This window comes from Allochromatium palmeri (assembly GCF_009720725.1).
Lineage (GTDB): Bacteria > Pseudomonadota > Gammaproteobacteria > Chromatiales > Chromatiaceae > Thermochromatium > Thermochromatium palmeri.
The window spans coordinates 1-18,732 of record NZ_WNKT01000032.1; the positions used below are offsets into that span (position 1 = coordinate 1).

The window sequence follows — 18,732 nt, forward strand, 5'->3', positions numbered from 1 at the left end:
TGCGAACCTAGGGCACCGCCAGGGCCCTCTTCCTCCATTACCCCCTCCACTACACAGTGGCGGGGGTCTTGGTTTTGGGGACGCGAAAAAACACACCACTTTCGCGGTTATCGATTAGTTTCAACGATAAGTTTGATCGAAACATTCGATCTAAAATCACCATTTCGTCTCTTGCGCTAGATCACATAAACACCTAGAGTTTTGGTCAACATCAAGCAGGTGCTTCCCGTAAAAAACCCTGTTAAAGGTGCTGGGAAAATCCTGACTTAAATGGTAGGATAAATCATCGTCTAACTGACTCAGGTGTCTCACCATGGCCAAAGACTTCTCAATCATGCCGACCGGCACAATCGAAGCCTACATCAACAGTGCCTATCAGATTCCTGTTCTGACCCCTGAGGAAGAGCGTTCGCTCGCCTTACGGTTGCGCGACCAGAACGACATGACAGCGGCCAAGCGCCTGGTGACCTCGCATCTACGATTCGTGATCCGTATCGCGCGTGGCTATCTGGGCTATGGTCTGCCGCTGCCCGATCTGATACAGGAGGGCACGGTTGGCCTGATGAAAGCCGTGCGCCGTTTCGAGCCTGATATGGGTGTGCGTTTGGTGTCCTTTGCTGTCCATTGGATTCGCGCTGAAATCCACGAATACATTCTGCGCAACTGGCGCATCGTCAAGGTCGCGACCACCAAGGCGCAGCGTAAGTTGTTCTTCAATCTGCGCAGCGCCAAGAAGCGTCTTGGTTGGATGACCAAGCAGGAAGTCGACGATGTGGCCGCTGATCTCGGGGTCAAACCTGAAGTGGTGCTTCAGATGGAGTCGCGGTTGTCCAATCAGGATCTATCGTTCGATGGACTTGAGGATGACGACGACGACGCACCCTCGGCGCCCTCGACCTATCTACCCGATGTGCGCATGGAGCCGTCGCGCTTGCTGGAACATGATGACACCGATCGTGATCGGCGCGACCGTCTCTATGCCGCGATCGAAGGCTTGGATGATCGGAGCAGGACCATCCTCTCGGAGCGCTGGTTGTCGGAAAAGAAGCAGACTTTGCACGAACTCGCCGAGAAATTCGGCGTTTCAGCCGAGCGCATCCGGCAGATCGAAAAAAACGCTATGAAGAAGATGCGTCTACAACTCGAAGTTTGAAGCCCTGCTTCATCATTGCGTGCCGCCCCGCACAAAGGCGCTTTAGCGATCACTCTGGACAGGGTTTACAATAGCCCTGTTCCGAGTTGATCGAGTAAGCGCAATGAGTGTAAACGGCAGGCCGGATTGGGAACTGGACGGACGGGATTGGCCGAATCGCGCGTCAAGCGCGTTTGTCGCGGCGGGCGGATTGCGCTGGCATGTGCAGCGGATGGGGCAGGGGCCGGTACTCCTGCTGCTGCACGGTACTGGAGCGGCGACCCATTCCTGGCGTGATTTCGCGCCTATCCTCGCCGAACACTTCACACTGATCGCTCCGGATCTCCCTGGGCATGGTTTCACCAGTTCACCGCCCTATGAGCGCATGTCGCTCCCCGGGATGGCGGCGTCCATCGGTGCGTTGGTCGAGACGCTGGGTGTTCAGCCGGATCTAGTGCTCGGGCATTCAGCCGGCGCGGCCATCCTGATCCGCGCGCGTCTGGAGGGACGGATTGCGCCGCGCGGGCTCATTAGTCTCAATGGCGCCTTGCTGCCCTGGCGTGGTCTGCCGGGGCGTTTGTTCTCGCCGGCGGCCAAACTCTTCGCCACTAATTCGCTGGTTTCGCGCGTCTTTGCCTTGCGGGCGCGCAATCGTCGTGTCATCGAGCGTCTGGTCGACAGCACCGGATCGACGCTGGAACCGGCCGGCGTGGATTTCTACCAGCGTCTGATCCGTCATCCGTCGCATGTCCGGGCCTCGCTGTCGATGATGGCCAACTGGGATCTGAATCTGATCGAGCAGGGATTGCCGAACCTGGATACCCCTTTCTTCTTGATCGTCGGTGATCAGGATACGACTGTCTCGCCACGCGAGGCGCATCGGGTCCGCGCAACTCTGCGTCCGGATGCCGAACTGTTCGAGCTGCCTGGGTTGGGCCATCTAGCCCATGAAGAGCGCCCGCGCGAGGTCGCCGAGATCGTGCGCGGGATCGGCGAACGCCTGGGAGTGCTCGCCGTGAATTCCTGAGCAATCTCAGGGGATGACGCGCGGCCGATCTTGCTATACTGTCAACCTATCTTGACAGTAAGGCAGGTAAACGAACTTGACAGTCGCGGCTTCGCATGTTCCTGGTAGTGTTCAAAGTCGAGGCAAGGCCCACGCGGTCGTCATCGGCAGTGGTTTCGGCGGTCTGGCCGCCGCGGTACGTCTAGCCGCGCGCGGCTTCCGTGTCACGATACTCGAAAAGCTCGACGCCCCCGGCGGACGGGCCTATGTCCATCAGCGTGATGGCTTCTCGTTCGACGCCGGCCCGACCATCATCACCGCGCCCTTCCTGCTCGAAGAGCTGTGGGATCTCGGTGGCCGGCGTTTCGCAGACGATGTCGATCTGCGTCTGATGGACCCTTTCTATCGCATCCGCTTCGACGACGGTCGAGTCTTCGACTACAGCGGCGATGCCGACAAGGTCAAGGCCCAGATCGCCGAATATTCGCCCGCTGATGTCGCCGGCTATGACCGCTTCATGGCCATGAGCGAGAAGGTGTTCAAGGTCGGCTTCGAGGATCTGGGCCATGTGCCCTTCACGAACCTGACCGACATGCTGCGCATCGTGCCCGACATGGCGATGCTCCAGAGCTATCGCACCGTCTATGGCATGGTGTCGAGCTATATCAAGGATCCCTTCATCCGGCAGGTGCTGTCCTTCCATCCGCTCCTGATCGGCGGCAATCCCTTCACCGTCACCTCGATCTATGTCCTCATCTCCTTCCTGGAGCGCAAATGGGGTGTGCATTCAGCGATGGGCGGTACGGGCGCCGTGGTTAATGGACTGGTGAGTCTGGTCGAAGGGCAGGGCACCGAAATTCGCTACAACGCTGAGGTCGAGCGCATTCTGATCCAGGATGGCAAGGCCACAGGCGTGCGTCTGGCCTCAGGCGAAGAGATCACCGCCGACGTGGTCGTCTCCGACGTCGACCCGGCGATCACCTACGGCAAGCTGCTCGCCGAGCATCCGCGCAAGCGCTGGACGGATCGCAAGATTGAGCGTTCGCAGTTCTCCAATGGGCTGTTCGTCTGGTACTTCGGCACCAAGCGCCAGTACCCGGATGTCAAGCACCATACGATCCTGCTCGGCCCGCGCTACCGGGAGCTGATCCAGGATATCTTCAAGCACAAGACGCTCGCCGAGGACTTCAGTCTCTATCTGTACCGTCCGACAGCCACCGACCCGAGTCTGGCGCCCGAGGGCTGCGATGCCTTCTACGTCCTGGCGCCGGTGCCACATCTCGGCGGCGATACCGATTGGGAGACCCAGGCCGAACCCTATCGCGCCCGGATCGCCCGCTATCTGAGCGACTCGATCCTGCCAGGTCTGGAGGATCAGATCGCGACCTCGCTCGTGACGACGCCCCTGGACTTCAAGCATCGCTTGAACTCGCATCTGGGCGCCGGTTTCAGTCTCGAACCCACCTTGATGCAGAGTGCGTGGTTCCGCCCGCACAACAAGAGCGAAGAGGTGGAACATCTTTATCTAGTCGGCGCGGGGACGCATCCGGGTGCGGGTGTGCCCGGTGTCATCTCCTCCGCGCGCGTTCTCGACAGGGTGGTGCCCGATGCCTCAACGTTTGTCTGATTACAACGATAACAAAACGACACTCGCGACAGCGGCTGACATTGCCGCCTGTCGCGATCTACTGCGCTGCGGCTCGCGGTCGTTCTATGCCGCGTCCTTTCTGCTGCCGACGCGTTTCCGTGATCCGGCGATGGCGCTCTATGCCTTCTGCCGCATCGCCGACGACGCCATCGATTGTGTGGGCGACGATCCGGCGCTCCAGGCCGATGCGCTGGAGATGCTCAACGATCGGCTCGACCGCCTCTATGCCGGCACCCCGATCGACGATCCGATCGATCGCGCACTCGCCGACGTGGTGCGCGACTTCGCTATTCCCAAGCGTTTGCTGGAGGCCTTGCTCGAAGGTTTCGAGTGGGATGCCGAGGGGCGGCGCTACGAGGATCTGTCCGGGATCTATGACTATTCGGCGCGCGTTGCCGGCGCGGTCGGAGCCATGATGGCGGCGCTGATGGGCGCGCGTTCGGAGGAGATGGTCGCGCGCGCCTGTGATCTGGGCGTGGCGATGCAGATCACCAACATCTGTCGCGACGTCGGCGAGGATGCGCGCAACGGGCGTATCTATCTGCCGCTGTCCTGGGTGCGTGAGGCGGGTGTCGATCCCGACGAGTGGCTGAAAAATCCGGTGTTCAACGAGGCCATTGCCTCGGTGGTGCGGCGTCTGCTCCAAACCGCCGATGAGCTCTATCAGCGCTCGGATGCCGGCATCGCCGGTCTGCCGCTGGGCTGCCGCGCCGGGATCAATGCCGCGCGCTATCTCTATGCCGAGATCGGGCGTCAGGTCGAGCGTCAGGGGTTGGATTCGATCTCGCAACGTGCCGTGGTGCCGGCACCGCGCAAGCTGCAACTGCTCGCGCCCATTCTGGGCCGTGCGGTCTTGAGTGCGCGGCCCGTCGAGGCGCCGGCGCTGGAAGAAACACGGTTCCTCGTGGACGCGGTCGTCGCTGAGACACCGCAACGCACAGCTACAGGCGTCGGCGAACGTGTGATTTGGGTACTAGAATTGTTTCAGCAGCTCGAAGAGCGTGAGCGCGCCTTGAGTGTTCGCTGATCCCCGAGTCTGCGCGAACCGCACCTAATCCGGAACTTGATTCGACTTCCCGATTTGGTCGCATCCTGATCGTTTACGAAGTGAAATCAAGGTTTCCATGTTTAGGAAGCCTGGGAGTCGATATGTGGCTACCGACGCCACTCTATGAGGCGCTGCCCTATTTGGCCCTCACGATAGGCGGTACCTGTATCCTGGGCGCGCTTAACATCCTGATGATTGCGTCAGGTGTGTTGCTCATTCTCTGTAGCGGGGTGATCTGGAAGCTGCGTCATGACTACCGGACAGCGAATCGGTTGATCGAGATCCAGCGTGCCAGATCGCCTTCGCGACGGCGGCGTTCGCGTCGAGTCGTGCAACTGGACTTGGAGGCTGAGGGCTTTTGAGTCTGTTCGCGGCCGAGTGGGTCCTGATCCACCCGGCCGCTTTTCACTGTGACAAAGGCTCGCTCAGCGCTTGACCCTGGGCATGCGGAACGGCAGCAGCACCTTCACCCATTGCGTGCTGAATCGGTCTAGACACAGACTCTCATGAACCGAGGTGGCGCGTTGCCCCAACAACCGCGTCTCGACCACTGAGCGCGCGTAGAAAGGCGTATCCTCCAGCGTTGCCACCACCTGCGGCTCATCGCCCGCCTCGCACTGAATACCACGCTCGATGCGCCAGACGCTGGTCGTCGGCAACGGTGCCCGTGGCGGCAGGGCGAATTCATCGACCTCAGCATGGGCATTGAAGCGCAGCGCCAGATGTGCGCCCTGGTCGTCCCGCGCGCGGGTGTCATAGAGGATCGCCGCTTCATGCTTCAGCTCGGCGCGCGACCAGTCCCAGCCCTGAAACGCCCGTTCCACAGGTTCCGAACCCCGGTTGGAATCCAGATAGCCCGTGCCCTTCCAGCTCAGGCCAGGATTCGTGAAGTCGACCTCCACCCGCGCCAGCGGCGCGATCGGCCACCAGCGATGACGCCCGGCGGCATCGAGCGCGAAGTCACGTCCATTGATCCCTGTCGGATGGACACGCACCTTGCCGCGCAGACGCGAGGGAATGGGCGCGCTGATCTCGTCGATGTCGATGACCAGGGCATCGCCTTCCCAATGCACATGGCTGGGACCGATGACCAGATTGGTCCGATCGCGTTGCAACGCCGCGCGCCCGCGCTCGGTCATGGCCCAGCGCTTGCCCCGGCGCCCGTAGAGCGCGACGTTGAGCGCGCAGTGATCGAGCGGATCAGCGTTGCCGCGCTGACGCGACCAGGCGTAATAGGGCGAGAAGACGCTGCCGAGCATAGCGATCAGCGTCAGCCCATACTGCTCGTCGTCACTCAATGCATCGACATACCACCAGGCATAGCCGTCGGTATCGACGGTCAGGTCGAACGCCGGTCCGCGAGCAGTGCCTCCGCTGCCAGTCGACCCGACATCGCCGCCATGGGAATGCCCGCGCCCGGATGCGTGCTCCCGCCCGCCAGATAGAGTCCCGGAATCTTGGTGCGCGAGGCTGGACGCGAGAACGACGCCTTCCAGCCGTGGGTCGCCTGACCATAGAGCGCGCCGCCCGTGGCCGGAAAGCGCTGGTCGAACTCCGCCGGCGTGGTCATCACCGTCTGTTCGGGGTCGCGTTGGACCCTCAGGCCACAGTGCTCCAGGTGTGAGAATACCCGTTGCTCGCATTGCTCGATCTCCACTGCGTCGAAGTCGTGTCGGTCGCCCCGAGGCGGGGCGTTCAGGAGTAGAAAAAGTCGTTCCGGGCCGTTCAGCGATCCGGTGCCGTCCGTGCCGCGATCCTGAGCACAGACATAAACGGTCCCATCGCGCGGCAGACGCCCCTGGCCGAAGACGTCGGCGAATTCAGAGGCATAGTCGCGTCCGAAGAAGACATTATGCCGTGCCAGCGGAAAACCCTCGGTCTCGGCGCTCAGACACCAGGTCAGAGCCGAGAGTGAACGGCGCTCGGGCGCCAGGGGCGGCAGGGCACGGCGGGCCTCGGCGCCAAGTCGACCGCTGGTCAGGGCCGCCGGATCGGCGTTGACCACCAGCGCCTCGGCCGCGATCTGCTCGCCGTCGGCCAACTGCACGCCGCGCACGCCGCCGGAACGGGTGAGGATCTGGGTGACTTCGCGCCCATACTCGATGGTGACGCCCAGTCCTTCGGCAAGCTGCGCCAGTGCCTGCGCGACCTTGTGCATGCCGCCGACCACCGACCACACGCCTTCCTGCTCGACATGGGCGATCAGCATCAGGGTCGCCGGGGCCATGAAGGGCGAGGAACCGCAATAGGTCGAATAGCGCCCGAAGAGCTGACGTAGACGCTCATCCTTGAAATAGGTTCCGAGCATGTCCCAGAGACTGTCGTAAGGCCGGATGCCACGCAGATTGCCCAGCCCGCTCAGACCGCAGCGTCCCATGAGACCGAGCAGGCTTGGACGTGAGGCACGGATGAAGGTCGGATCCAGCGTCGTGTAGATGGTGCGCGCCCGCTCGCAGAAGGCGCGATAGCCGCGTGCCTCGGCCGCACCGGCAAAGTCGCCGATCGCCTCGACGCTGCGCTCGTGATCGGCATGAAGATCCAGCCGCTCCTGCTCGCTCCAGGCATGGCGTGCTATGATCGACAGCGGCTCCAGTTCGAGGTGCTCGTCGAGCCGCGCACCGGCTTGCTCGAAGATGTCTTCGAAGATCCAGCGCATGGTGAAGACGGTTGGACCGGCGTCGATGCGATGTGGCCCGACCGCCACCTCGCGCATCTTGCCGCCGGGCGCCTCGGCGCGTTCGAGCACCTGTACCTGGAGACCACGCGCGGCGAGTTGAACGGCTGTCACCAGCCCGCCAACGCCCGCACCGATGACAATGACTCGTTGATCCGGCATCAGGTCCATGACTCCCGTGATTCGCGTTGACGTGTCGGATATTGATGTCTATTGTACATGACACTTCTGAGTGTCAACTCACCTTTACATATTGACCACTGATCGAGGTTTGCCGGGGGATCACTGATGGATGCCACAACGAGAATCGAGCAGGCATTGGCCGCTGCCATAGACACCGTGGCCGTCCCCGGCTGTCCCCCGCGTCTGGCCGAGGCCGTGCGGCACTCGGTCTTTCCCGGCGGCGCGCGGGTGCGTCCGCGGCTGTGTCTGGCGGTCGCCGCCGCCTGTGGCAGCACGGATTACGCCGCGGCTGACGCGGCCGGTGTCGCCATCGAGCTGCTGCACTGTGCCTCGCTGGTGCACGACGACCTGCCCTGTTTCGACGACTCGCCGCTGCGCCGTGGCGTGCCTTCGGTGCATCGCGCCTTCGGCGAGCCGCTGGCGGTGCTGGCCGGCGATGCGCTCATCATCCTCGCTTTCGAGCATCTGGCGCGTGTCCTGGTCGACTCGCCTGAGCGTCTGGCGCCGCTGCTGCTGACCATCAGCCGCTCGGTCGGCATGCCGCACGGTATCACGGCCGGTCAGGCCTGGGAGTGCGAACCGCAGGTCACGGTCGAGGAATACCACCGCGCCAAGACCGGTTCGCTATTCACGGCCGCGACGGCCGCCGGCGCGCTGGTCGCCGGCGCCGATGCCGCCGCCTGGAGCATCGTCGGCGACAAGATCGGTGAAGCTTATCAGGTCGCCGACGATCTGCGCGACGTCGCCGCCAGCGCCCAGGAAGTCGGCAAACCGGTCGGGCGCGATGCCGTGCTCAACCGGCCCAGCGCGGCGGGTGAACTCGGCATCGATGGCGCCATCGCGCGTCTGCGCGGTCTGGTCACGGGCGCCATCGACGCGATTCCGGCCTGTCCGGGACGCGATCAGTTCGCCGAAGTGCTGATGGCTGAGTCGCGTCGCATCATGCCCAAGGATCTGGCCCAGCGCGCGGCCTGAGCGCCGCTCGATCACCCTCGTTTCCACCCTGGCGGGCCGCGCTGATCAGCGGTTCGTCAGGCTTCATTGGTCCTGACACCCGTGCGCCTTCCCGAATCTCTGCTCGCCTTGCGCAATCGTGTGCTCTCCAAGCCCGAGTTTCAACGCTGGGCCTCGATCTTTCCGCTGACCCGTCCGCGCGCGCGGCGTCGGGCGCGTGAGCTGTTCGACATCGTCGCCGGTTTTGTCTATTCACAGATTCTGCAAGCCTGCGTTCAGGTACGACTGTTCGAGATCCTGGCCGAGGGCACGCAGTCGGTCGAGGCGCTGGCGCCGCGTCTCGGACTGCCGCCCGAGGGGGCGCGGCGCCTGCTGCGCGCGGCGGCGAGTCTGGAGCTGGCCGAGGCGCGCGGTGAGGATCGCTATGCGCTCGGCGAGTTGGGGGCGGCCATGGTCGGCAATCCGGGCATCGCGGCCATGGTCGAACATCACGCCATGGCCTATGCCGACCTGAAAGATCCGGTGGCTCTGTTGCGTGGTGAATTGCCGCAGCGTGAGTTGCAGGGCTATTGGGCCTATGTCGGCACCGAGGCGCCGGCGGCGGCGGCTGAGCAGGCGGTCAGCGGCTATAGCGAGTTGATGGCCCAGTCGCAACGACTGATCGCCGACGACGTGCTCGATGCCTACTCACTCAAGGCGCATCGCTGTCTGCTCGATGTGGCCGGCGGCGATGGCACCTTTTTGGTCACGGCGGCCAAGCGCTGGCCGCATCTGCGTGTGATCCTGTTCGACCTGCCGGCAGTGGCCGAGCGGGCGTGGGCGCGTTTTCAGCGCGAGGGCCTGGCTGATCGGGCCACGGCGGTCGGTGGCGACGTGCGGCGCGATCCGCTGCCCCAGGGCGCGGATGTCGTCTCGCTAGTGCGGGTGCTGCACGATCATGACGATCATGACACCCCGAACTTCGCGCGCGCCGCTTATACGGCGCTGCCCGAGGGCGGGCGGCTGCTGGTGGCCGAACCCATGTCAGGCACACCGGGGGCTGAGCCGATCGGGGATGCCTATTTCGGGTTCTATCTGCTCGCCATGGGCAGTGGTCGACCGCGCACGCCGGCTGAGCTGACCGAGATGCTGCGCGCGGTCGGTTTCGACCGGGTGCGTCAGATCCGCACTATTCGGCCCATGCTCACGCAGTTGTTGCTGGCTCAGCGGCTTTGAGTGCTGATATCGCTTGATGATGGGCCTCGCTACGCTCTGCCCATCCAGTGAGTCTCGAGTACGCTGGCTGTGCGTTGACTGTCTGAAAAACCCTGCTGATTCCGTCTATTGTCGGCCGTCGTTCGACGGTATTTTTCGACTCGCGCCCAACTTCCGCTAAACTGTCGAATCTTTCAGATTCAACCCGTCCGAGAGATCGCCTTGAACCCAGATATGCCGAATCTCGAAACCCTGGCCGTCGTCCTCGAACAGCCTGAGCGTCTGTCGCTGCAACGCTTGCCACTCACCCCGCCCGAGCCGACCGATGTCATCGTCGACATGGAATGGAGCGGGATCAGCACCGGCACTGAGCGCCTGCTGTGGTCGGGTACCATGCCGCCCTTCCCCGGCATGGGCTATCCGCTGGTCCCTGGTTACGAATCCGTCGGTCGCGTCAGTTACGCCGGTCCAGACTCCGGTCTGGCGGTCGGGCAGCGCGTCTTTGTGCCCGGTGCGCGCTGTTATGGCGAGGTGCGGGGACTCTTCGGCGGCGCGGCTTCGCGCGTGGTCGCGCCGGGCGCGCGGCTGCTGCCGGTGCCCGAGTCGCTCGGCGAGCAGGGCGTGCTGCTGGCGCTGGCGGCGACCGCCTATCATGCCATCGCCGCGCCGGCCGCCAGTACGCCGGCGCATGCCGCCTTGCGCACTGAATCGTCCGCAACGGCCGCCGGCGCCGCGAGCGCGACAGCGACGGCCAGCGCGAACGCGGCGTCAGCTCCGCATGTCGAGCTAATCGTTGGTCACGGCGTGCTCGGGCGGCTGCTGGCGCGCATCGCGGCCTTGGGTGATGGCTCCCGCCCAGTAGTCTGGGAGACCAACCCGGTGCGTCATACGGGTGCCGAGGGCTATGGCTACGACGTGATGCAGCCTGACGATGACCCGCGTCGCGACTATCGCACCATCTGCGACATGAGCGGCGACGCCAAAATTCTCGATAGTCTGGTCGCGCGACTGGCGCGCGGCGGTGAGATCGTGCTCGGCGGTTTTTATCACGAGCCGGTCAGCTTCACCTTCCCGCCGGCCTTCATGCGCGAAGCACGGTTCCGTATCGCCGCCGAGTTCCAGCCGTCCGATCTGGCGGCGGTGCGCGACCTGCTCGACGCGGGCCGACTCTCGCTCGACGGGCTCATCACCCATTGCATCCCCGCGACCGAGGCCGATTCCGCCTATCGCACCGCCTTTGGTGATCCGAGCTGCCTGAAGATGATCCTCGATTGGAGAACGCTGTCGTGACTGTATCCGTCAATATCCCCGCGCCGAGTGCGCCCTCGCTCAAGCAGACCCAGATCATCGCCATCTATGGCAAGGGCGGAATCGGCAAGAGCTTCACGCTTGCCAATCTGTCCTACATGATGGCGCAGCAGGGCAAGAAAGTGCTCCTGATCGGCTGCGATCCCAAGAGCGACACCGCCACGCTGCTGTTTGGCGGGCGCAACTGCCCGACCATTCTCGGCGTCTCCAGCGAGAAGAAGAAGGCCGGCGAGCAGGTCGCGATCAGCGATATCTGTTTCAAGCGCGATGGCGTGTTCGCCATGGAACTCGGCGGCCCCGAGGTCGGACGCGGCTGTGGCGGGCGCGGCATCATCCACGGCTTCGAGCTGCTCGAAGGGCTCGGCTTCCATGAATGGGACTTCGACTATGTACTGCTCGACTTCCTGGGCGACGTGGTGTGCGGTGGCTTCGGGCTGCCGATCGCGCGCGATCTGTGCCAGAAGGTCATCATCGTCGGCTCGAACGATCTCCAGTCGCTCTATGTCGCCAACAACGTCTGTTCGGCGGTCGAATACTTCCGGGGGCTGGGCGGCAATGTCGGCGTGGCCGGCATGGTGATCAACAAGGACGACGGCACCGGCGAGGCGCAGGCGTTCGCGGCGGCAGCTGAGATCCCGATTCTGGCCACGATTCCGGCGCACGAGGAGATCCGGCGCAAGAGTGCCAACTACGAGATCATCGGCCGTCCCGACAATCAATGGGGGCCATTGTTCGAATCGCTGGCGATCAATGTTGGCGAGGCCCCGCCGGTGCGTCCCAAGCCGCTGGCGCATGAGGCGCTGCTGGATCTGTTCAAGGGCGATGCGGTCGGACGCCATGTGGTGCTGGAACCGGCACGGCCTGAAGATATGTGCGACGTCTCGGCCATGGCCAAGCCTTCGCTCGAAGTCGTCTACGACGACGCTTGAGACGCGGAGGATGTGATCTGATGGTTCAGGAATCTGCTCCCAAGATGCCCGCCGACAGCGGTGGTTGTTCGAATGCCGGCGAGCGCGAGCGCGGCCCACACGATCAGCCGCAGACCATGTGTCCGGCCTTCGGCGCGCTGCGCGTGGGTCTGCGCATGCGCCGCACCGCGATGGTGCTGGTCGGCTCCGGCTGCTGTGTCTATGGGCTGAGTTTTACGGCGCACTTTTATGGCGCGCGGCGCTCGATCGGTTATGTGCCGTTCGATTCTGAGTCGCTGGTCTCGGGGCGGTTGTTCGAGGACGCGCGCGAGGCGGTGCTCAAGCTCGCCGATCCCGATAAGCTCGATACCATCGTCGCGATCAATCTATGCGTGCCGACGGCCTCGGGCGCGCCCTTGCGGCTGCTGCCCAAGGAGCTGAACGGGGTGCGGATTCTGGGTATCGACGTGCCTGGATTCGGGACGCCGACCCATGCCGAGGCCAAGGATGTGCTGGCTGGGGCGATGCTTCAGTATGCGCGTCTGGAGGCCGAGCAGGGGCCGGTGCAGGCGCCGCGCGGGGGGCGCAGTGAGCGTCCGACTGTGACGCTGTTGGGCGAGATGTTTCCGGCCGATCCGGTCGGGATTGGGATGATGCTCGATCCGCTGGGGCTGGCGGTCGGGCCGGTGGTGCCGACGCGCGAATGGCGTGAGCTGTATGCGGCGCTCGACTGTGCGGCGGCGGCGGCGATCCATCCGCAGTATCAGGCCAGTGCGCGTGAGTTCGCGGCGGCGGGGCGGCCGGTGGTCGGTTCGGCGCCGGTCGGGCGTGATGGGACGGCGGCCTGGTTGGATGCGATCGGGCAGGCGTGCGGGATTGCGCAGGATAAGGTCGATGCGGCGAAGAATAAGTTTTTGCCGGCGATTGGTGGGGCGTTGGCGGCGATGCCGATCAAGGGACGGGTGATCGTCTCGGGCTATGAGGGATCGGAGTTGCTGGTGGCGCGGTTGCTGATCGAGTCGGGGGCGATTGTGCCCTATGTGGGGACGGCTTGTCCGCGCACGCCTTGGAATGAGGCGGATCTGGCGTGGTTGGAGGAGCGTGGGGTGCCGGTGCAGTTCCGGGCGTCGCTGGAGCAGGATCTGGCGGCGGTCGAGTCGCTGGAGCCGGATTTGGCGATTGGGACGACGCCTGTGGTGCAGGCGGCGAAGGAGCGGCAGATTCCGGCGCTGTATTTCACGAATCTGATTTCGGCGCGGCCGTTGATGGGTCCGGCGGGGGCGGGGTCGTTGGCGCAGGTCATCAATGCGGCGCTGGCGAATAAGGAGCGGTTTGCGACCATGCGGGCGTTTTTTGAGGGTGTGGGGGAGGGCGAGACCAGCGGGGTTTGGCCGGTGATGCCGGTTAAGCGTGGAGCGGCGGCTAAAGCCGTGTAGTCGTGATGCGCAATTTTGTTGGTTAGACTGCGTGCGGTCTAGCTAGCGAAATTTTGTGGGCAGCCTAAATACACTGTTAGGTCAGCAGGCATCATGTAACCATGGATTTTGAATGGGACGAATCAAAAGCTAGCGCTAACATCCAGAAGCATGGCGTCACATTCTTGGAGGCAACGGAAGTTTTCGGTGACGAATTATCCTCTTTTGTATCCGATCCAGATCATTCAGAAGGAGAAGACCGCTTTCTCTTATTTGGGAGATCACAAGAAGGCAGATACTTGGTAGTCTCTTTCACCGAACGTGCGGAAATCATACGAATCATCTCTGCGCGACGCATGACGTCCCAAGAGCGTAAAGCCTATGAGCAATGACCAAGAAATGCGGCCGGAATATCCTTCCGAACTGATCAAGTCTGGCATTCGTGGAAAATATGCCAAACGATATCGTGAAGGTACCAATATCGTACCAATCGATCCAGAACTCAACAAGCTTTTTCCAAATGCTGAAGCCGTAAATCATGCATTACGGCAATATGCTAAAGAACACGAAATGCTGGAATGATAAGTTGCTTCAGCCGACCCCGCGCGGTCGACGTTGTGAGCTAATCTCAAGCGAGGTGCTGCGCGTGGGAATTAATGGCGTTAGGGTTGATTTGATTTTACGCAATACATCGAATCGATCAAATCGCTTAATACAGTGTTCCAGCCGAAGCCGGTTTTTCTCAACCGGCTCGGCTCAATTTGGCGTTGACCGAACGGGCACACACTGGACCGTCCGATACGTCATTCTTTCTATCGAGGAATTCCAGGCCGTGACGCGGACTCTTGAGGATTACCAGGATTTACAGGATCTTCGAAGCGCAAAGGAAGCTGAAGGGGGAGCCGCAACTAAATCCTTGGCCGATGTCGTTAAAGAGCTGAATTTAGGGCCGTAGCAAGGTAGGATGGGTAGAACGGCTACGCGATAACCTTGAGAATTGCTGTAACGCTTGTTGGCGGTGAAACCCATCATTCACCTTTGAAAAGCAAGATTCCTCGCGTAAAACTGACGAACAAGACTGCATGCCAACTGCTTTTCGTATCGGAAGTTTTCGATTTCATTTTTATTCGGATGAAGGTAACGAGCCGGCTCATATCCACGTTCGCGATACAGATGGAGAATGCAAGTTCTGGTTATCGCCGATCTCGCTTGCAAGAAACGCCGGCATTCGACCATACGATCTCCGACACATAGAGCAGATCGTCTACAAGCATCAACAAACTCTGCTGGACGCTTTTTATGACTTCCATGGTCGTTGAAACTGAAACATGCGCACTTCGGGCTTGGGTAGAGAGCCGCGTAATCTTCCTAGAACTGACCGACGGAAGAATCATCGGCTTTCCCGCAGATAGGTTCAGAATTTTGCGAGCCGCATCAAACGACGAACTCAAAAAAGTCACGCTGGAACTCAACGGCTATGCGCTACGCTGGGAAGAGCTTGATGAAGATATCACCGTCAAAGGTGTGGTAGCTGGTCATTTTCAGCTGCCGCTGCCTGAAAAAGCCGCATAGAAAATATAGCATAGGTTCATGAAGCGCAAAGTCTATGTTGAAACTTCTGTAATCAGCTACCTGACGGCTCGCCCAAGCAAGACCATTCTCTGAGCGACTCATTAGCGAATTACTCTTGCTTGGTGGAAAATCCGGAATCAGTACGAATTATTGGTTTCTGAATCGGTATTGCGTGAATGTGCTGCCGGTGATTCGGATGCAGCCGAAAAACGGCTGGCTGTGTTGAGCGATATCCCTCTTCTCTTGATCACCGAGCAAGCGGTCCAGATCGCGGAATCGTTGGTGGAGCGGGGTATTATTCCGCTCAAGGCTGCGGAAGATGCGTTGCACATAGCGATTGCAACAGTCAATGGCGTGGATTATTTGCTGACATGGAACTGTCGACACATTGCAAATCCTGAGATACAAAGGGGCATTGCCGAACAACTCGAACAAATTGGCTTATTTTTGCCGTTCATTTGCACACTGGAAGAGCTTCTTGGAGAAGAAAATGTTGAGTGACGAAATCATCGATGAAGTACGGTCTATTCGGGATGCGCATGCCGCTAAGTTTAATTATGATTTGCGTGCAATTTATGCTGACCTGAAAAAATCGGAAACTGAGCGGATTGCTGCCGGGCATCCATTTGTTTCTTCTCCATCCGAAATTCCTACACCTAAGACTGCATTGCAGAGAACTCGCTTCGCTCACCGCTGAATTTATTAGGGAATCCCAAAGGTGCTGGAAGGCAAAAGAGCTTCAGCCTGTGCCGGGTGGAGAAAAATGAATGTTATCCAGGTTGATAGCTGTAACTTGTCTGTTTATTTGAATTTGTGTCAAAGCTACGAGGGAGAATTTTCTGCCATTACTGATAAAAAGCCAAACGAGAATGGTCTGTTCGAGCTGGACACTCAGATTGGCGGAAATGTGCTTGGCTACTTACTTTATGATGAAAAATCGCCGATCGGCCTTGCCGCTGTGAAAACAAAATCAGGCGGAGAGCAGTTCGAGGTCTGTGAATTTTATGTTGTTCCAAGTTTCAGGAAGCAGGCGCTAGGGAAGCAGTTCGCCATCGAGATATTCAAGATGCACCAAGGCTGTTGGGAGATCAAGCAAATCAGCGGTGCCGAGTACGCTACTGCATTCTGGCGGAAGACGGTTGGCGAGTTTACCGGAAACAATTTCCAGGAAGACGTCTATCAGGACGAGTATTGGGGACAGGTGGTCAGGCAGCAGTTTGTATCGGCTATACCGAACTCTGGCCGAAGACCTGACCAACTGAACCGCTAGAGCGCGGCTAAACCGGTTTTCTGGTGTCGAGGCGTGGAAGCAAGCGAAAATATAGCCAAGTAGCGTCTTCGTTATCATGGCCTTGTACACTCATAGACAAGCATTTTCGGTTTCACTTCTGTTGTGAATCCATTTTTGAATCAGATTTGCTTTGCAAAGGAAACTTACCCATGAGCACAGTTGCAGATCTTGGTGAATCGCTTGAATACCTGAATGGTCAGATTACCGTAAATCCTGACGTCTGCAATGGCCACCCAACCATTCGCGGATTGCGAATTACAGTCGAAACCATTTTAGGTTTTCTGGGTGCGGGCGAATCGCAAGAAGAAATCCTGCGCCAGTATCCATCATTGGAACCGGCGGATATCGATGCTTGTCTGCGGTTTGCGGCCGAACTCATGGCGCGTCGCTACTCACTGCGGGATGTTGCTTGATGGCGCGTTTTTTGATCGATGTCAATCTTCCTTATCGCTTTTCGCTCTGGTCCGGCAATGATTGCATTCATATGCGCGATCTTGGTGAAACTTGGACGGATAGCCAGATTTGGAGTTATGCACGCCGACACGCAATGACGATCGTATCCAAGGATACCGATTTTTCAGATCGTGCAATGATCTCTACCCCACCTCCGCGCGTCATCCACATTCGATTCGGCAACATGCGAATGCGCGAATTTCATGCGCTGATTACGCGGCTGTGGCCATCTATTATCGTCTTGAGTGAGACCAACAGACTGGTTCAAGTCTTCCAGGATCGAATCGAGGCCGTCGAGTGAACGAGCGAGCCGTTTGCTGGATCTGTCGAGCAAACACGTGCTCCACGCCTCCATCAATCCCCTCTACCCCGAGCGAGACCCCACTGATTTCGAATCGAGAGGAAATCCCCGAATGCTGATTAACGACCTCGACCGCGCGGGCGGTTATTGGGGCTCCGTCTATGTCTTCACCGCCATCAAAGGCTTGCAGGTGATCATCGACGGGCCAGTGGGCTGCGAGAACCTGCCGGTGACGGCGGTGCTCCACTATACCGACGGTCTGCCGCCGCACGAGCTGCCGGTTGTGGTGACCGGCTTGGGCGAGGAAGAACTCGGCCAAAGCGGCACCGAGCAGGCGATGCGTCGCGCCTTCGAGACCCTCGACCCCAAACAACCGTCCGTCGTCGTCACCGGCTCGATCGCCGAAATGATCGGCGGTGGCGTCACGCCCGAAGGCACCGGCATCGTGCGCTTCCTGCCGCGCACCATCGACGAAGACCAGTGGCAGAGCGCCAACCGCGCCATCTACTGGCTCTGGACCCAATACGGCCAAAAGAAGGGCGCCGCCAAAAACAAACCCAAACCACGCACCGCCGGCGATAAACCGCGCGTCAACATCATCGGCCCCATGTACGGCACCTTCAACATGCCCTCGGATCTGGCCGAGATCCGGCGCTTGGTCGAAGGCATCGGCGCCGAGGTCAACCTGAGCTTCCCGCTCGGCAGTCATCTCGACGACGTGCCCCGACTTGCCGACGCCGACGCCAACATCTGTCTCTATCGCGAGTTCGGCCGCACCCTGTGCGAGGCACTGGACAAACCCTATCTCCAGGCCCCGATCGGACTGCACAGCACCACCAAGTTCCTGCGCACGCTCGGCGAGATCCTCGGCCTCGACCCCGAACCCTTCATCGAGCGCGAAAAGCACACCACCATCAAACCGGTCTGGGATCTATGGCGCTCGGTGACGCAGGACTTCTTCGGCACCGCCAGCTTCGGCGTCTCCGCCAGCGAAACCTACAGCCGCGGTCTGCGCCATTTCCTCGAAGACGAACTGGGTCTGCCCTGCAACTTCGCCTTCGCCCGCCGTCCCGGCGTCAAGATCGACAACGACGCCATCCGCGCGGCTGTCCATGACAAGCCGCCGCTGATTCTCTTCGGCAGCTACAACGAGCGCATGTATTTAACTGAGAAGGGCGCGCGCGCGACCTATATCCCAGCCTCCTTCCCCGGCACCGTGATCCGCCGCCACACTGGTACGCCCTTCATGGGCTATTCCGGCGCGACCTATCTGGTGCAGGAGGTCTGCAACGCCCTGTTCGACGCGCTCTTTCATATCATCCCGCTCGGCACCGAGCTCGATAAGGTCGATGCCACGCCCGCGCGCATGCACCGCGAACTGCCCTGGGACGAGGACGCCCGCGCGCGCTTCGATGCCATCGTCGAGTCTCAACCGGTGCTGGTGCGCATCTCCGCCGCCAAGCGGTTGCGCGATGCCGCCGAACGTGCTGCACGCACCGCTGGCGAGGAACGGGTGACGGTCGAACGGGTCGAGAGCACCCAGTCGACACTGATTTAGTTGATCCAGCGCAAATCAGGTGTAAATGTAGATTGACATTCGTGTCAGTCAAGCTAGACTGACACCTCGAATCCAGCCACCCCATCC

Annotated in this window: 22 protein-coding genes; 20 read left to right on the plus strand and 2 right to left on the minus strand. The window is 60.7% G+C overall.

The window, feature by feature from the left end; genetic code table 11:
- The first annotated feature begins 313 nt into the window (after positions 1-313).
- From rpoH to GJ668_RS13615, 5 genes are all read left to right on the plus strand, one after another.
- Positions 314-1,153 (plus strand): RNA polymerase sigma factor RpoH, encoded by an 840-nt coding sequence (rpoH, locus tag GJ668_RS13595; RefSeq protein WP_155450692.1) that lies wholly within the window; start codon positions 314-316, stop codon positions 1,151-1,153.
- Positions 1,154-1,256: 103 nt separating this feature from the next.
- Positions 1,257-2,159 (plus strand): alpha/beta fold hydrolase BchO, encoded by a 903-nt coding sequence (bchO, locus tag GJ668_RS13600; RefSeq protein WP_155450693.1) that lies wholly within the window; start codon positions 1,257-1,259, stop codon positions 2,157-2,159.
- Between the two features lie 76 nt (positions 2,160-2,235).
- On the plus strand, positions 2,236-3,765 hold the full coding sequence (locus GJ668_RS13605) for a phytoene desaturase (RefSeq protein WP_155450694.1): 1,530 nt from the start codon (positions 2,236-2,238) through the stop codon (positions 3,763-3,765).
- Complete coding sequence (locus GJ668_RS13610; RefSeq protein WP_155450695.1) at positions 3,746-4,813, plus strand: phytoene/squalene synthase family protein; 1,068 nt, start codon at positions 3,746-3,748, stop codon at positions 4,811-4,813. Before GJ668_RS13605 ends, GJ668_RS13610 begins: the two co-directional genes overlap by 20 nt.
- A 122-nt stretch (positions 4,814-4,935) precedes the next feature.
- Positions 4,936-5,196 (plus strand): hypothetical protein, encoded by a 261-nt coding sequence (locus GJ668_RS13615; RefSeq protein ID WP_155450696.1) that lies wholly within the window; start codon positions 4,936-4,938, stop codon positions 5,194-5,196.
- 63 nt (positions 5,197-5,259) lie between these two features.
- On the opposite strand, the gene GJ668_RS13620 is transcribed toward GJ668_RS13615, so the two are convergent.
- Positions 5,260-6,132: a carotenoid 1,2-hydratase gene (locus GJ668_RS13620; protein ID WP_186343104.1), complete on the minus strand. Its 873-nt coding sequence runs from the start codon at positions 6,130-6,132 to the stop codon at positions 5,260-5,262.
- A 41-nt stretch (positions 6,133-6,173) separates the two neighbouring features.
- Positions 6,174-7,670 carry a 1-hydroxycarotenoid 3,4-desaturase CrtD gene (gene crtD, locus GJ668_RS13625; protein ID WP_155450697.1) on the minus strand — a complete coding sequence of 499 codons (1,497 nt, stop codon included), beginning with the start codon at positions 7,668-7,670 and terminating at the stop codon, positions 6,174-6,176.
- Positions 7,671-7,796: 126 nt separating this feature from the next.
- Here crtD and GJ668_RS13630 point away from each other — a divergent pair, with 126 nt between their 5' ends.
- The 15 genes from GJ668_RS13630 (at position 7,797) to bchZ (ending at position 18,645) form a co-directional block, all read left to right on the plus strand.
- Entirely contained in the window at positions 7,797-8,666 is an 870-nt protein-coding gene (locus tag GJ668_RS13630; RefSeq protein WP_155450698.1) for a polyprenyl synthetase family protein, read from the plus strand.
- An 81-nt stretch (positions 8,667-8,747) separates the two neighbouring features.
- Entirely contained in the window at positions 8,748-9,860 is a 1,113-nt protein-coding gene (locus GJ668_RS13635) for a methyltransferase (protein ID WP_186343105.1), read from the plus strand.
- Between the two features lie 213 nt (positions 9,861-10,073).
- Complete coding sequence (locus GJ668_RS13640; RefSeq protein ID WP_155450732.1) at positions 10,074-11,129, plus strand: alcohol dehydrogenase catalytic domain-containing protein; 1,056 nt, start codon at positions 10,074-10,076, stop codon at positions 11,127-11,129.
- The gene (locus GJ668_RS13645; protein ID WP_186343106.1) at positions 11,126-12,076 is read left to right on the plus strand and encodes a chlorophyllide a reductase iron protein subunit X; all 951 of its coding nucleotides are present in this window, start codon (positions 11,126-11,128) and stop codon (positions 12,074-12,076) included. The genes GJ668_RS13640 and GJ668_RS13645 overlap by 4 nt, the downstream gene beginning before the upstream one ends.
- 44 nt (positions 12,077-12,120) lie before the next feature.
- Positions 12,121-13,491: a chlorophyllide a reductase subunit Y gene (gene bchY, locus GJ668_RS13650; protein WP_246194874.1), complete on the plus strand. Its 1,371-nt coding sequence runs from the start codon at positions 12,121-12,123 to the stop codon at positions 13,489-13,491.
- A 101-nt stretch (positions 13,492-13,592) separates the two neighbouring features.
- Entirely contained in the window at positions 13,593-13,862 is a 270-nt protein-coding gene (locus GJ668_RS13655; RefSeq protein ID WP_155450702.1) for a BrnT family toxin, read from the plus strand.
- Entirely contained in the window at positions 13,852-14,052 is a 201-nt protein-coding gene (locus tag GJ668_RS13660; protein ID WP_155450703.1) for a hypothetical protein, read from the plus strand. Before GJ668_RS13655 ends, GJ668_RS13660 begins: the two co-directional genes overlap by 11 nt.
- 500 nt (positions 14,053-14,552) lie before the next feature.
- Positions 14,553-14,789, plus strand: coding sequence for a DUF4160 domain-containing protein (locus tag GJ668_RS13665; RefSeq protein ID WP_155450704.1), 237 nt, complete (start codon positions 14,553-14,555; stop codon positions 14,787-14,789).
- Positions 14,770-15,042, plus strand: a complete 273-nt coding sequence (locus GJ668_RS13670) for a DUF2442 domain-containing protein (RefSeq protein WP_155450705.1) — start codon at positions 14,770-14,772, stop codon at positions 15,040-15,042. Before GJ668_RS13665 ends, GJ668_RS13670 begins: the two co-directional genes overlap by 20 nt.
- Positions 15,043-15,192: 150 nt before the next feature.
- Positions 15,193-15,543: a type II toxin-antitoxin system VapC family toxin gene (locus GJ668_RS13675; RefSeq protein ID WP_246194867.1), complete on the plus strand. Its 351-nt coding sequence runs from the start codon at positions 15,193-15,195 to the stop codon at positions 15,541-15,543.
- Entirely contained in the window at positions 15,533-15,739 is a 207-nt protein-coding gene (locus tag GJ668_RS13680) for a hypothetical protein (protein ID WP_155450706.1), read from the plus strand. Before GJ668_RS13675 ends, GJ668_RS13680 begins: the two co-directional genes overlap by 11 nt.
- A 21-nt stretch (positions 15,740-15,760) precedes the next feature.
- Positions 15,761-16,312 (plus strand): GNAT family N-acetyltransferase, encoded by a 552-nt coding sequence (locus GJ668_RS13685; protein WP_343032217.1) that lies wholly within the window; start codon positions 15,761-15,763, stop codon positions 16,310-16,312.
- Positions 16,313-16,482: 170 nt separating this feature from the next.
- Positions 16,483-16,746: a DUF433 domain-containing protein gene (locus GJ668_RS13690; RefSeq protein WP_155450707.1), complete on the plus strand. Its 264-nt coding sequence runs from the start codon at positions 16,483-16,485 to the stop codon at positions 16,744-16,746.
- On the plus strand, positions 16,746-17,087 hold the full coding sequence (locus GJ668_RS13695) for a DUF5615 family PIN-like protein (protein ID WP_155450708.1): 342 nt from the start codon (positions 16,746-16,748) through the stop codon (positions 17,085-17,087). Before GJ668_RS13690 ends, GJ668_RS13695 begins: the two co-directional genes overlap by 1 nt.
- Before the next feature lie 112 nt (positions 17,088-17,199).
- Positions 17,200-18,645 carry a chlorophyllide a reductase subunit Z gene (gene bchZ / locus GJ668_RS13700; protein ID WP_155450709.1) on the plus strand — a complete coding sequence of 482 codons (1,446 nt, stop codon included), beginning with the start codon at positions 17,200-17,202 and terminating at the stop codon, positions 18,643-18,645.
- The last annotated feature ends 87 nt before the right edge of the window (positions 18,646-18,732 follow it).